This window comes from Mesorhizobium sp. M0715, from assembly GCF_040320355.1.
In the GTDB taxonomy this organism is placed as follows: domain Bacteria; phylum Pseudomonadota; class Alphaproteobacteria; order Rhizobiales; family Rhizobiaceae; genus Mesorhizobium.
The window spans coordinates 19,005-31,833 of record NZ_JAMYPL010000009.1 but is presented as its reverse complement, the minus strand read 5'-3'; the positions used below and the strand labels follow the sequence as shown (position 1 = coordinate 31,833).

Annotated in this window: 22 protein-coding genes; all 22 read right to left on the bottom strand. The window is 61.6% G+C overall.

Going from position 1 to position 12,829, the window contains the following annotated elements; translation table 11 throughout:
* Positions 1 to 19 precede the first annotated feature (19 nt).
* The 22 genes from rpmD to fusA all read right to left on the bottom strand — a co-directional run bounded on the left by rpmD (position 20) and on the right by fusA (position 12,807).
* Entirely contained in the window at positions 20 to 217 is a 198-nt protein-coding gene (rpmD, locus tag NKI21_RS13350; RefSeq protein ID WP_006205449.1) for a 50S ribosomal protein L30, read from the bottom strand.
* Between the two features lie 24 nt (positions 218 to 241).
* Positions 242 to 805 (bottom strand): 30S ribosomal protein S5, encoded by a 564-nt coding sequence (gene rpsE, locus NKI21_RS13345; protein WP_006333394.1) that lies wholly within the window; start codon positions 803 to 805, stop codon positions 242 to 244.
* Positions 806 to 953: 148 nt separating this feature from the next.
* Positions 954 to 1,313 carry a 50S ribosomal protein L18 gene (rplR, locus tag NKI21_RS13340; RefSeq protein WP_027038735.1) on the bottom strand — a complete coding sequence of 120 codons (360 nt, stop codon included), beginning with the start codon at positions 1,311 to 1,313 and terminating at the stop codon, positions 954 to 956.
* A gap of 139 nt (positions 1,314 to 1,452) precedes the next feature.
* Positions 1,453 to 1,986: a 50S ribosomal protein L6 gene (gene rplF / locus NKI21_RS13335; RefSeq protein WP_013895694.1), complete on the bottom strand. Its 534-nt coding sequence runs from the start codon at positions 1,984 to 1,986 to the stop codon at positions 1,453 to 1,455.
* 89 nt (positions 1,987 to 2,075) lie between these two features.
* Positions 2,076 to 2,474, bottom strand: a complete 399-nt coding sequence (gene rpsH, locus NKI21_RS13330; protein WP_013531431.1) for a 30S ribosomal protein S8 — start codon at positions 2,472 to 2,474, stop codon at positions 2,076 to 2,078.
* A 12-nt stretch (positions 2,475 to 2,486) separates the two neighbouring features.
* On the bottom strand, positions 2,487 to 2,792 hold the full coding sequence (gene rpsN, locus NKI21_RS13325) for a 30S ribosomal protein S14 (protein ID WP_013895695.1): 306 nt from the start codon (positions 2,790 to 2,792) through the stop codon (positions 2,487 to 2,489).
* A gap of 27 nt (positions 2,793 to 2,819) precedes the next feature.
* Entirely contained in the window at positions 2,820 to 3,419 is a 600-nt protein-coding gene (rplE, locus tag NKI21_RS13320) for a 50S ribosomal protein L5 (protein ID WP_013531429.1), read from the bottom strand.
* Positions 3,412 to 3,726 carry a 50S ribosomal protein L24 gene (gene rplX / locus NKI21_RS13315; RefSeq protein WP_013531428.1) on the bottom strand — a complete coding sequence of 105 codons (315 nt, stop codon included), beginning with the start codon at positions 3,724 to 3,726 and terminating at the stop codon, positions 3,412 to 3,414. The genes rplE and rplX overlap by 8 nt, the downstream gene beginning before the upstream one ends.
* Before the next feature lie 12 nt (positions 3,727 to 3,738).
* Positions 3,739 to 4,107, bottom strand: coding sequence for a 50S ribosomal protein L14 (gene rplN, locus NKI21_RS13310; protein ID WP_006205457.1), 369 nt, complete (start codon positions 4,105 to 4,107; stop codon positions 3,739 to 3,741).
* A gap of 83 nt (positions 4,108 to 4,190) precedes the next feature.
* The gene (gene rpsQ / locus NKI21_RS13305) at positions 4,191 to 4,430 is read right to left on the bottom strand and encodes a 30S ribosomal protein S17 (RefSeq protein ID WP_010909280.1); all 240 of its coding nucleotides are present in this window, start codon (positions 4,428 to 4,430) and stop codon (positions 4,191 to 4,193) included.
* 11 nt (positions 4,431 to 4,441) lie between these two features.
* Positions 4,442 to 4,642 carry a 50S ribosomal protein L29 gene (gene rpmC / locus NKI21_RS13300; RefSeq protein ID WP_006205459.1) on the bottom strand — a complete coding sequence of 67 codons (201 nt, stop codon included), beginning with the start codon at positions 4,640 to 4,642 and terminating at the stop codon, positions 4,442 to 4,444.
* A 13-nt stretch (positions 4,643 to 4,655) separates the two neighbouring features.
* Positions 4,656 to 5,069: a 50S ribosomal protein L16 gene (rplP, locus tag NKI21_RS13295; RefSeq protein ID WP_013531427.1), complete on the bottom strand. Its 414-nt coding sequence runs from the start codon at positions 5,067 to 5,069 to the stop codon at positions 4,656 to 4,658.
* 27 nt (positions 5,070 to 5,096) lie between these two features.
* Positions 5,097 to 5,822 carry a 30S ribosomal protein S3 gene (gene rpsC / locus NKI21_RS13290; RefSeq protein ID WP_013531426.1) on the bottom strand — a complete coding sequence of 242 codons (726 nt, stop codon included), beginning with the start codon at positions 5,820 to 5,822 and terminating at the stop codon, positions 5,097 to 5,099.
* A complete protein-coding gene (rplV, locus tag NKI21_RS13285; protein WP_006205462.1) occupies positions 5,822 to 6,211 on the bottom strand; it encodes a 50S ribosomal protein L22 in 390 nt (129 codons plus the stop codon). Before rplV ends, rpsC begins: the two co-directional genes overlap by 1 nt.
* A 2-nt stretch (positions 6,212 to 6,213) precedes the next feature.
* A complete protein-coding gene (gene rpsS / locus NKI21_RS13280; protein ID WP_006205463.1) occupies positions 6,214 to 6,492 on the bottom strand; it encodes a 30S ribosomal protein S19 in 279 nt (92 codons plus the stop codon).
* A gap of 16 nt (positions 6,493 to 6,508) precedes the next feature.
* Complete coding sequence (rplB, locus tag NKI21_RS13275; RefSeq protein ID WP_352441554.1) at positions 6,509 to 7,342, bottom strand: 50S ribosomal protein L2; 834 nt, start codon at positions 7,340 to 7,342, stop codon at positions 6,509 to 6,511.
* Positions 7,343 to 7,364: 22 nt separating this feature from the next.
* Complete coding sequence (locus NKI21_RS13270) at positions 7,365 to 7,658, bottom strand: 50S ribosomal protein L23 (RefSeq protein WP_013531424.1); 294 nt, start codon at positions 7,656 to 7,658, stop codon at positions 7,365 to 7,367.
* Positions 7,655 to 8,275, bottom strand: a complete 621-nt coding sequence (gene rplD, locus NKI21_RS13265) for a 50S ribosomal protein L4 (protein ID WP_013531423.1) — start codon at positions 8,273 to 8,275, stop codon at positions 7,655 to 7,657. Before rplD ends, NKI21_RS13270 begins: the two co-directional genes overlap by 4 nt.
* On the bottom strand, positions 8,275 to 9,003 hold the full coding sequence (rplC, locus tag NKI21_RS13260) for a 50S ribosomal protein L3 (RefSeq protein ID WP_013531422.1): 729 nt from the start codon (positions 9,001 to 9,003) through the stop codon (positions 8,275 to 8,277). Before rplC ends, rplD begins: the two co-directional genes overlap by 1 nt.
* Before the next feature lie 61 nt (positions 9,004 to 9,064).
* The gene (gene rpsJ / locus NKI21_RS13255; RefSeq protein WP_010909272.1) at positions 9,065 to 9,373 is read right to left on the bottom strand and encodes a 30S ribosomal protein S10; all 309 of its coding nucleotides are present in this window, start codon (positions 9,371 to 9,373) and stop codon (positions 9,065 to 9,067) included.
* A gap of 69 nt (positions 9,374 to 9,442) precedes the next feature.
* On the bottom strand, positions 9,443 to 10,618 hold the full coding sequence (gene tuf / locus NKI21_RS13250; RefSeq protein ID WP_352441555.1) for an elongation factor Tu: 1,176 nt from the start codon (positions 10,616 to 10,618) through the stop codon (positions 9,443 to 9,445).
* A gap of 98 nt (positions 10,619 to 10,716) precedes the next feature.
* Entirely contained in the window at positions 10,717 to 12,807 is a 2,091-nt protein-coding gene (fusA, locus tag NKI21_RS13245) for an elongation factor G (RefSeq protein WP_352441556.1), read from the bottom strand.
* Between the last annotated feature and the right edge of the window lie 22 nt (positions 12,808 to 12,829).

Here is a 12,829-nt window from a genome sequence, read left to right as displayed (position 1 = left end):
AGTTCTCCTGCGCTCTGGCTCAGCCCTCGTCCACGACGCGGACGAGATGCTGGACGGCAGCGATCATGCCGCGCACGGAGGGCGTATCTTCCAGCGTGCGCTGCTTGTGCATCTTGTTGAGGCCGAGGCCGACCAGCGTTGCGCGCTGTTCCTTCGGACGGCGGATCGGCGAACCGATCTGCTCAACGGTGATGGTCTTGGTTGCTTTCTTGGCCATGGTCAAAATCCCTGGTCAGATCGACTATTCTTCAGCCGCAACGGCGGTGCCGCGGCGGGCCTGAAGGGTCGAATACTTGATGCCGCGAGCAGCAGCCACATCCTTGGGATGCATCTGGCTCTTCAGCGCGTCGAAGGTGGCGCGAACCATGTTGTAGGGGTTCGACGAACCCATCGACTTGGCGACCACGTCATGCATGCCGAGCGTCTCGAAGACAGCGCGCATCGGGCCACCGGCGATGATGCCGGTACCTTGCTTGGCGGCGCGCAGCAGCACGCGTCCGGCGCCCCAGCGTCCTTCGACGTCATGGTGCAGCGTACGGCCCGAGCGCAGCGGCACGAAGATCATGTCGCGCTTGGCCGATTCAGTTGCCTTGCGGATGGCTTCCGGCACTTCGCGCGCCTTGCCGTGACCAAAGCCGACGCGGCCCTTCTGGTCGCCGACGACGACGAGTGCTGCAAAACCGAAGCGACGGCCGCCCTTGACGACCTTGGCGACGCGGTTGATGTGGACGAGCTTGTCCACCATGCCGTCATCGCGTTCTTCACGATCGCGGCCGCGGCCGCCATCCCTACGTTCCTGTGCCATATCCTGTTCCTTGTTTTTTTCCGGAAGCACGGTTGCTAATAAGATCCGGTGCCTCGCCCCGAATAAATCGGGAAACGGTCACCGGGGGCGAAATCAATTTCTTCGCATAATCCCTATCCGAAAAGTCTGCAACTTTTCGGGACTATGCTTAAAAGCTCAAGCCACCTTCGCGGGCAGCCTCGGCGAGCGCCTTGACGCGGCCGTGATAAATGTAGGCGCCGCGGTCGAAGACGACTTCCTTGACGCCGGCCTTGGTGGCGCGCTCGGCGATCAGCTTGCCGATCGCTGCGGCGGCGGCGGTGTCGGCGCCGGTCTTGAGCGAACCCTTGAGGTCCTTCTCGAGCGTCGAAGCGGCAGCGATGGTGTGGCCCTTGGCGTCGTCGATGACCTGCACGTAGATGTTCTTCGACGTGCGGTGGACCGACAGACGCGGGCGCTCGCCGGCGACCTTCTTGATCTGACGGCGGACGCGCTGCGCGCGGCGCTGCGTGGATTCCTTGGTACCCATGATGGTCTTCCTTGCCTTCAAAAAACGGGGGCCGCCATATGCGGCAGGCGAAAGCGCCTCCCGCGACCGCTCCCCGCGGCGTTACACTTCCCAGCTTGGCCTTTTCCGAAAAGTCTTGGACTTTTCGAGGCCAGGCCCACTACTTCTTCTTGCCTTCCTTGCGGACGATCTTCTCGCCAGCATAGCGGACGCCCTTGCCCTTGTAGGGCTCCGGACCACGATACTCGCGGATCTCGGCCGCAACCTGGCCGACCTGCTGCTTGTCGATGCCGGCCACGGTGATTTCGGTCGGCTTCGGCACCGTGATGGTGATGCCGGCCGGCGTCTCATAGACGACGTCATGGCTGAAGCCAAGCGCCAGCTGCAGGTTCTTGCCCTGAAGTGCCGCGCGATAACCGACGCCGGTGATCTCGAGCTTCTTCTCGAAACCGTCCTTGACGCCCTGCAGGATGTTGACGATCTGCGTGCGCGACATGCCCCACTTGGAGCGGGCGGTCTTGGTCTGGTCGCGCGGCTGGACAGCGATCTCGCTGCCTTCCATCTTGACCAGGACTTCGTCGTTCACCACGAACTTCAGCTCACCCTTGGGGCCCTTCGCCGTCACGGTCTGGCCGTTGACGGTCGCGGTCACGCCCTGCGGCAGCGAAACGGGTTTCTTTCCAATACGAGACATTTTGTTGTCCTCGTCACTTCTCTTGTTTCAGGTCTCTGTCTTCGGGAACGATCCGAAGACCGGATTCCACTTTGCGGTCAACTGCCAGATCAGAAGATCTGGCAGAGGATCTCACCGCCGACGTTCTGTTCACGTGCTTCGTGGTCGGCCATCACGCCCTTCGGTGTCGAAAGGATGGCGATGCCGAGGCCGTTGGCGACCTGCGGAATCGACTTGGCCGAAACATAGACGCGGCGGCCTGGCTTCGAGACGCGGGCGATTTCGCGCACGACCGGCGCGCCGTCGAAATACTTCAGCTCGATCTCGATTTCGGACTTGCCGTTGTCGAAGTCGGTCTGGCTGTAATCGCGGATATAGCCTTCAGCCTTCAGCACGTCGAGGACGCGGGTGCGCAGACGCGAAGCCGGCGTCGAAACGCTCGACTTCTTGCGGCCATACGCGTTGCGGATGCGGGTCAGCATATCGCCGAGAGGATCGCTCAATGACATGTTATGTCCTCCTTACCAGCTCGACTTGACCAGGCCCGGGATCTGGCCGTTATTGCCGAGATCACGAAGCGCGATGCGCGATACTTTGAGCTTGCGATAGTAGGCGCGCGGACGGCCGGTGACTTCGCAGCGGTTGCGGATGCGGATCTTGGCCGAGTTGCGCGGCATGGCGGCAAGCTTGAGCTGAGCGCGGAAGCGCTCTTCCATCGGCTTGGACTGATCCATGATGATCGCCTTGAGCGCAGCCCGCTTGGGACCGTACTGGTCGGCAAGCTTGCGGCGCCTGTTGTTCTTCTCGACTGAGCTGGTCTTTGCCATTTCAGATTTTTCCTTTTCTCGCTGCCGTTACTGGCGGAAGGGGAAGTTGAAGGCCTTGAGCAATGCCCTGGCTTCGTCGTCCGTCTTCGCAGTCGTACAAACGATGACGTCCATGCCCCAGATCTGATCAACCTTGTCGTAGTTGATCTCCGGGAACACGATGTGTTCCTTGATGCCCATGGCGTAGTTGCCACGGCCATCGAAGCTCTTCGGATTCAGTCCGCGAAAGTCGCGGACGCGCGGCAGTGCGATGTTCACGAGGCGGTCGAGGAACTCGTACATGCGTTCCTTGCGCAACGTGACCTTGGCACCGATCGGCATCTTCTCGCGGACCTTGAAGCCGGCGATCGAATTGCGGGCGCGGGTGACGACGGCCTTCTGGCCGGCGATCATCGCCAGGTCTTCGGCCGCGATCGAAGGCTTCTTCGAATCGGCGGTCGCTTCGCCAACGCCCATGTTCAGCACGATCTTGTCGATGCGCGGAACCTGCATCTCGTTGTCGTAGCCGAACTGTTCCTGCAGCGCCTTGCGGATGGTCTCGTTGTAGACCTGCTTGAGGCGCGGCGTGTTCTGAGCCTTGGACTGTTTGCTTTCAGCCTTGGGCTTCGTGGTTTGAGCCTTAGCCATTGATGACTTCTCCCGAGCGCTTGGCGACGCGCACCTTCTTGCCGTCCTTCTGGAAGATGAAGCCGACGCGGGTCGGCTTGCCATCCTTGGGGTCGGCCAGCGCGATGTTCGACAGCTGGATCGGCGCTTCCTTGGTGATGATCCCGCCCTCTTGGGACTGGGACTGCTTCTGGTGACGGCGGATCATGTTGACGCCGCGCACCAGCGCGGTGTCTTCCTTCGGCTGCACCGAGAGGACTTCGCCCGAACGGCCCTTGTCCTTGCCGGCCAGCACGACGACCTTGTCGCCTTTTCTAATCTTTTGCATTGGTCCGGCTCCTTACAGCACTTCAGGCGCGAGCGAGATGATCTTCATGTGGTTCTTGGCGCGGAGTTCGCGCGGAACCGGTCCGAAGATACGCGTGCCGATCGGCTCTTTCTTGTTGTCGACGAGAACGGCCGCGTTCTTGTCGAAACGGATCACGCTGCCGTCCGGGCGGCGGATGTCCTTGGCCGTGCGAACCACGACCGCCTTCATCACATCGCCCTTCTTCACGCGGCCGCGCGGAATGGCTTCCTTGATCGACACCACGATGATGTCGCCCACGGAAGCGTATTTCCGCTTCGAGCCGCCCAGCACCTTGATGCACATGACACGACGGGCGCCGGAATTATCCGCGACGTCGAGGTTTGTTTGCATCTGAATCATGACTGGCCGCCTTCTTCTCTTCTAACGGGATGGGCTCAAAGCCCCTCCCCGGTCTGTCCAAAATTCGTTGTTTACGCCCGAGGTCAGGCTTGGTCCGAAGACACGACGATCCAGCGCTTGTCCTTGGAAATCGGCTTCGATTCCTGGATGAACACCTGATCGCCTACCTTGTGGGCGTTGTTCTCGTCGTGCGCCTTGTACTTCTTGGTCATGCGCACGGTCTTCTTCATCACGGGATGCGTGAAGCGCCGTTCGACCTTGACGACAACCGTCTTCTCGTTCTTGTCGCTGACGACGGTGCCCTGCAGAATGCGCTTTGGCATGGTTTTCGTCCTTAAGCCTTCTTAGCCGCGGACTTTTCCGCAGCGATGGTCTTGATACGCGCAATATCCTTACGGACCTGTCTCACGCGCGCGGTCTTCTCGAGCTGGCCGGTGGCCTTCTGGAAGCGCAGGTTGAACTGCTCCTTCTTCAGGCTGGCCAGGTCGTCGGTCAGCTGGTCCTGGGTCTTGGTCCGGATGTCTTCGGCTTTCATGATCAGCCCGTCCTTATTCTGCGATGCGCTGCACGAAGCGCGTCTTGACCGAGAGCTTGGCCGCGCCGAGACGCAGTGCCTCACGGGCGGTTTCTTCATTGACGCCGTCGATCTCGAACATGATACGGCCCGGCTTGACGCGCGCCGCCCAGTAGTCGACCGCACCCTTGCCCTTACCCATGCGGACTTCGGTCGGCTTCGAAGTGACCGGCACGTCCGGGAAAATACGGATCCAGACGCGACCAGCGCGCTTCATTTCACGCGTGATCGCGCGGCGGGCCGCCTCGATCTCACGTGCGGTGACGCGGTTCGGCTCAAGCGCCTTCAGCCCGAAACCACCGAAATCCAGGTTGGTGCCGCCCTTTGCGGTACCATGGATACGGCCCTTGAACTGCTTGCGGAACTTTGTGCGCTTTGGCTGCAGCATCGTTCTAACTCCAAATTCCTAAATGTCTCAGGCGTTTTCGCGACGACGACCGCGTTCGCGATCACCACCACCGCCATGCGCTGCATCGCTTTCGCTGGCCCGACGCTCCGAAGCCATCGGGTCATGCTCAAGGATTTCGCCCTTGAACACCCAGACCTTGACGCCGCAGATGCCATAAGCCGTGTGCGCTTCGGCCGTACCGTAGTCGACGTCCGCACGCAGCGTATGCAGCGGCACGCGGCCTTCGCGATACCATTCCATGCGCGCGATCTCGGCGCCGCCGAGGCGGCCGGCGCAGTTGATGCGGATGCCTTCGGCACCGAGGCGCATCGCCGATTGAACGGCACGCTTCATGGCGCGGCGGAACGCGATACGACGCTCGAGCTGCTGGGCGATCGACTGGGCGACCAGGGTCGCGTCGATTTCCGGCTTGCGCACTTCAACGATGTTGAGGTGCGTCTCGGACTTCGTCATCTCCATCAGCTTCTTGCGAAGCTTCTCGATGTCGGCGCCCTTCTTGCCGATGATCAGACCCGGGCGCGCGGCGTGGATGGTGACGCGGCACTTCTTGTGCGGACGCTCGATCACGACCTTCGAGATGGCAGCCTGCTTGAGCTCCTTCTCGAGATACTTGCGGATCTTGATGTCCTCATGCAGCAGCTTGCCGTACTCGCCGGTGTTCGCGAACCAGCGCGAATCCCAGGTGCGGTTGATGCCGAGGCGAAGACCGATCGGATTGACTTTCTGGCCCATTATGCGGCCTCCCCTTTTTCTTCGACTTCACGAACGACGATCGTGAGGTGCGAGAACGGCTTCTCGATACGGCTGGCGCGACCGCGACCACGGGCATGGAACCGCTTCATGACGATCGACTTGCCGACATAGGCTTCCGCCACGATCAGTGCATCGACATCCAGGTCGTGGTTGTTTTCCGCGTTGGCGATTGCCGATTCCAGCGTCTTCTTGACCGTGCCGGAAATCCGCTTGGCCGAGAATTCGAGATCGGAAAGCGCTGTCGCGACCTTCTTGCCGCGGATCAGCGCGGCAACGAGGTTGAGCTTCTGCGGGCTGATACGGATCGTGCGCAATACGGCGCGCGCTTCGTTATCAGCAAGCCTGCGCGGAGCTTTGGCCTTGCCCATGATTATTTCCTCTTCGCCTTCTTATCCGCGCCGTGACCGTAATAGGTCCGGGTCGGAGCGAATTCACCGAACTTGTGACCGACCATGTCCTCGTTCACCGAGACGGGAACATGCTTCTGGCCGTTGTAGACACCGAAGGTGAAGCCGACGAACTGCGGCAGGATGGTGGAGCGACGGCTCCACATCTTGATCACCTCATTGCGACCACCTTCACGAACCTTGTCCACCTTCTTGAGAAGGTAGCCGTCAATGAAGGGGCCTTTCCAAATCGAACGAGTCACTTGGCGTTACCTCTTCTTAGCTCTTGCGCTGATGGCGCGAGCGCAGGATGAACTTGTCGGTCGCCTTGTTGGACCGCGTCTTCTTGCCCTTGGTCGGCTTGCCCCAGGGCGAAACCGGATGGCGGCCACCCGAGGTGCGGCCTTCGCCGCCGCCGTGCGGATGGTCGACCGGGTTCATGGTCACGCCGCGATTGTGCGGGCGCTTGCCACGCCAGACCGTGCGACCGGCCTTGCCGTCATTGATGTTGCCGTGGTCCGGATTGGACACCGCACCGACAGTGGCCATGCAGGAGCCGTGAACGACACGCTGCTCGCCCGAATTGAGGCGCAGGATCGCCATGCCCTGGTCACGACCGACCAGCTGACCGTAACCACCTGCCGAACGGGCGACCTGAGCGCCCTTGCCCGGCTTCAGCTCGATGTTGTGGACGATGGTGCCGACCGGCATCGAAGCCAGCGGCATCGCATTGCCCGGCTTCACGTCGACCGATTCACCGGAGACGATCTTGTCGCCGGGAGCCAGACGCTGCGGAGCGATGATGTAGGACAGCTCGCCATCATCATACTTGATCAGCGCGATGAAGGCGGTGCGGTTCGGATCGTACTCAATGCGCTCGACCGTGCCGACGACGTCGAACTTGCGGCGCTTGAAGTCGATGATGCGGTACGAACGCTTGTGACCACCGCCGATGAAGCGGGCGGTGATGCGACCGTGATTGTTGCGGCCGCCCGACTTGGTCAGGCCTTCGGTCAGACCCTTGACGGGCTTGCCCTTGTAGAGGCCCGCGCGGTCGACGATGACCAGCTGACGTGTGCTGGGCGTTACCGGGTTGAATTTTTTCAGTGCCATTGTTCTGTCCTCGCGGCCTTACTCAGAGACCCGTCGCGACGTCGATCGACTGACCATCGGCCAGCGTCACAACCGCCTTCTTGACGTCGCTCTGGCGGCCAACCGTGCCACGGAAGCGCTTGATCTTGCCCTTGCGGACAAGCGTGTTCACGGCCATCACCTTGACGCCGAACAGCGCTTCGACGGCGGCCTTGATTTCCGGCTTCGACGCCTTCTTGGCGACGTTGAAGACGACCTTGTTCTGCTCGGAGGCCATGGTCGACTTTTCGGTGATCGCCGGCGAGACGATCACGTCGTAATGACGAAGGTCGGTCATTTAAAGCGCTCCTCGAGAGCCTCGACGGCGGCCTTCGAAAGGACCAGCGTGCCGCGGCGCAGAATGTCGTAGACGTTGATGCCCTGGATGGGCAGCACGTCGATGTTGGGGATGTTCGTCGCCGCCAGCTTGAAGTTCTTGTCAAGCTCGGCGCCGCCGATCAGCAGAGCGTTGGTCAGGCCCAGCGTCGCGAAATTCGCGATCAGCGCCTTCGTCTTGGCCTCGGTCAGCTTCAGCTCGTCGATGATGATGATCGACGCGCTCTTGGCCTTGGCCGAGAGAGCATGCTTGAGGCCGAGAGCACGAACCTTCTTCGGCAATTCGTGCTCGTGGCTGCGAACGACCGGGCCGTGGGCCTTGCCGCCGCCACGGAACTGCGGAGCGCGTGCCGAATGGTGACGGGCGCGGCCCGTACCCTTCTGCTTGTACATCTTGGCGCCGGTGCGCGCGATCTCGGCGCGACCCTTGGTCTTGTGCGTGCCCTGCTGCTTCTTGGCAAGCTGCCAGCGCACGACGCGCTGCAGGATGTCTTCGCGCGGATCAAGGCCGAAAATCTCGTCGGAGAGTTCCACCTTGCCGGCGTCCTTGCCGCCCAGCGTTGTGATCTTGAGATCCATTATTCCGCTCCCTCTGTGGCCGGAGCCTCGTTCTTGGCGCCACTTTCGGCAGCAACGGCGCGGATCGCGGCAGGCTTCGGCGCATTGGCCGGCAGTGCCACCTTGGCCGCATCGCGGACCAGGATCCAGGCGCCCTTCGATCCGGGAACCGCACCGCGGATCAGGATCAGGCCGCGGTCGGCGTCGGTCGATACGATCTCGACATTCTGCGTGGTGACGCGGGTGTCGCCCATGTGGCCAGCCATATGCTTGCCCTTGAACACCTTGCCCGGGTCCTGGCGCTGGCCGGTCGAACCGTGCGTACGGTGCGAAACCGAGTTACCGTGCGTTGCACGGCCACCGCCCATGTGGTGGCGCTTGATGACGCCCTGAAAGCCCTTGCCGATCGTCGTGCCCGTCACATCGACCTTCTGGCCGGCGACGAAGTGCTCGACAGTGATCTCGGCGCCGACATCGATCATGTTGTCGGCGGAGACGCGGAACTCGGCGACCTTCGCCTTCGGCTCGACGGAAGCGGTCGCGAAATGGCCGCGCATCGCCTTCGACGTGTTCTTCACCTTGGCAAGGCCAACGCCGAGCTGAACGGCGGTGTAGCCATTCTTCTCTTGCGTGCGCTGGGCCACGACCTGGCAGTTCTCCATCAGGAGAACGGTGACGGGAACATGTTCCCCGGCATCGTTGTAGATGCGGGTCATTCCCACCTTCTTTGCAATCACACCTGAACGCATCGGTTCAATTCCTTTAGAGTTCCGGGCCAGGGGCACCGCCCCTTACCGCGCTCTCATTCCCTTAGAGCTTGATCTCGACGTCGACGCCGGCGGCCAGATCGAGCTTCATCAAAGCATCGACCGTCTGCGGGGTCGGATCGACGATGTCGAGCAGACGCTTGTGCGTGCGCATCTCGAACTGCTCGCGGCTCTTCTTGTCGACGTGAGGCGACCGGTTGACCGTGAACTTTTCGATCCGCGTCGGCAGCGGAATGGGGCCGCGGACGTTTGCACCGGTACGCTTGGCCGTCGACACGATTTCTTTCGTCGAGGCGTCGAGCACGCGGTGGTCAAACGCCTTAAGGCGGATGCGGATATTCTGTCCGTTCATGCGTCACTTCCTTGTTCTGGCGCGGCGCGGGCAACTCCCGCGCCCGCGACAGATCGGTTTAAGTCCAAATTACTCTTTGATGGTGACGACGATGCCGGCACCGACGGTGCGGCCGCCTTCACGGATAGCGAAGCGCAGCTTCTCTTCCATGGCGATCGGCACGATCAGCTCGACATCGACCGTGATATTGTCGCCCGGCATCACCATCTCGGTGCCTTCCGGCAGCGACACGATGCCGGTCACGTCGGTCGTGCGGAAGTAGAACTGCGGACGGTAGTTGGTGAAGAACGGCGTGTGACGGCCACCTTCGTCCTTGGTCAGGATGTAGGCTTCGGCCACGAACTTCTTGTGCGGCTTCACCGTGCCCGGCTTGGCCAGAACCTGGCCGCGCTCGACACCTTCGCGATCAACGCCGCGCAGCAGCGCGCCGATGTTGTCGCCGGCCTGGCCCTGATCGAGCAGCTTGCGGAACATCTCGACGCCCGTGCAGGTCGTCTTGGTCGTCGGACGGATGCCGATGATCTCCAGCTCCTCGCCGACCTTGACAATGCCGCGCTCGACGCGGCCGGTCACGACCGTGCCGCGGCCAGAGATCGAGAACACGTCTTCGATCGGCATCAGGAACGGCTTGTCGAGCGGACGAACCGGCGTCGGGATGTAGGCATCGACCGCAGCCATCAGCTCGCGGATCGCGTCTTCACCGATCTTCTTGTCGCTGTCTTCCAGAGCAGCCAGCGCCGAACCCTTGACGATCGGAATGTCGTCGCCGGGGAACTCGTTCTTGGTCAAAAGCTCGCGAACCTCGAGCTCGACCAGTTCGAGCAGCTCGGCGTCGTCGACCTGGTCGACCTTGTTCAGGAACACCACGATCGACGGCACGCCGACCTGACGGGCCAGCAGGATGTGCTCGCGGGTCTGCGGCATCGGGCCGTCGGCGGCCGACACGACCAGGATCGCGCCGTCCATCTGCGCGGCACCGGTGATCATGTTCTTCACATAGTCGGCGTGGCCGGGGCAGTCGACGTGAGCGTAGTGGCGGGCAGCCGTCTCGTATTCGACGTGTGCCGTCGAGATCGTGATGCCGCGCGCCTTTTCTTCAGGGGCAGCGTCGATCTGGTCGTAGCGCTTGTATTCGCCAAAATACTTGGTGATCGCCGCCGTCAGCGACGTCTTGCCATGGTCGACGTGGCCAATCGTGCCGATGTTCACGTGAGGCTTGTTACGCTCGAATTTACCTTTGGCCATAATCGTTCTCCGTCTATTCTACCCGCTAAGGGGATATTGTTATTCGCTCTTCAGATCCGGCACCGCGCAAGGAGCGCGACCCGGTGGCTAAGAAACCCTTAGGCGTATTTCTTCTGGACTTCCTGAGCCACTGCGGTCGGAACCGGCTCATAGTGATCGAACTGCATGGTGTAGGCCGCACGGCCCTGGCTCATCGAGCGCAGGTTGTCGACATACTTGAACATGTTGGCGAGCGGCACCATCGCATTGATGACGACGGCCACGCCGCGCGCTTCCTGGCCCTGGATCTGGCCACGACGACCGTTCAGATCGCCGATGACGCTGCCGACGTAATCTTCCGGTGTCACCACTTCGACCTTCATGATCGGCTCCAGCAGCTGCACGCCAAGCTTGGGTGCGGCTTCACGGAAGCAGGCGCGGCCGGCGATTTCGAAGGCCAGAACGCTGGAGTCGACATCGTGGTAAGCGCCGTCGATCAGGGTCGCCTTGACGCCGATCATCGGGAAGCCCGCGAACGGACCCGAGGTCATGACGCTGTTGATGCCCTTTTCGACACCCGGGATGTATTCCTTCGGCACGGCGCCGCCGACGATCTTGGTCTCGAACTCGAACTCGCTGCTGTCCGGGTTCGGCTCGAAGACGATCTTGACGCGAGCGAACTGACCGGTACCGCCGGTCTGCTTCTTGTGCGTGTAATCCTGCTCGTGCCTGCGGGTGATGGTCTCGCGATAAGCCACCTGCGGTGCGCCGACATTGGCCTCGACCTTGAACTCGCGACGCATGCGGTCGACGATGATGTCCAGGTGAAGTTCGCCCATGCCGGAAATGATGGTCTGGCCGCTTTCCTCGTCGGTCTTGACGCGGAAGGACGGATCCTCGGCGGCCAGGCGGTGAAGGGCGAGGCCCATCTTTTCCTGGTCGTTCTTGGTCTTCGGCTCAATGGCGATCTGGATGACCGGATCGGGGAATTCCATGCGCTCGAGAATGACCGGATGCAGCGGATCGCTCAGCGTGTCACCGGTGGTCGTGTCCTTGAGACCGGCAAGAGCAACGATGTCGCCTGCAAAAGCCTCTTCGACGTCGGCGCGCGAGTTCGCATGCATCTGCAGCATGCGGCCGATGCGCTCTTTCTTGCCCTTCACGGTGTTGTCGACCGAGATGCCCTTGGTGAGCTTGCCCGAATAGATGCGGGCAAAGGTCAGCGAACCGACGAACGGGTCGTTCATGATCTTGAAGGCGAGCATCGACAGCGGCTCGTTGTCGTCGGCATGACGCTCGATCTCCGCGTCGGTCTTGGCATCGACGCCCTTGATGGCGGGAACATCGGCCGGCGACGGCAGATATTCGACGACGGCGTCGAGCAGCGGCTGCACGCCCTTGTTCTTGAAGGCCGAGCCACAGAACATCGGGTAGAACTTGACCGCGATGGTGCCCTTGCGGATCAGCGCGCGGATCTCGTCATTCGACGGCATCTTGCCTTCGAGGTAATTCTCAAGCGCCGTCTCGTCCATTTCGACGGCGGCCTCGATCATCTTCTCGCGGTATTCTTCGGCACGAGCCTTGAGGTCGTCCGGGATCTCGACGACATCCCAGGCAGCGCCCAGCGTCTCGTCGCGCCAGACCAGCGCGTTCATCTCGACGAGGTCGACGACGCCCTTGAACTCGGTCTCGGCGCCGATCGGCAGCTGCATGACAACGGCATGCGCGCCGAGGCGCGAACCGATCATCTCGACCGAGCGATAGAAGTCGGCACCGATCTTGTCCATCTTGTTGCAGAAGATCATGCGCGGAACGCGATACTTGTCGGCCTGGCGCCAGACGGTCTCCGTCTGCGGCTCAACGCCGGCATTGGCATCGAGCAGCGCGATAGCGCCGTCGAGAACGCGCAGCGAACGCTCGACTTCGATGGTGAAGTCGACGTGGCCGGGGGTGTCGATGATGTTGAAGCGATACATCTTGCCGTCACGAGCCTTCCAGAAGGTCGTGGTCGCGGCGGACGTGATCGTGATGCCGCGCTCCTGCTCCTGCTCCATCCAATCCATGGTGGCAGCGCCGTCGTGGACTTCGCCGATCTTGTGCGACTTGCCCGTGTAATAGAGGACGCGCTCGGTGGTCGTCGTCTTGCCGGCGTCAATATGCGCCATGATACCGAAATTGCGGTAGTCTTCGATTTTGTATTCGCGGGCCATCGTAGCTGCCTCTCAGTCTCGT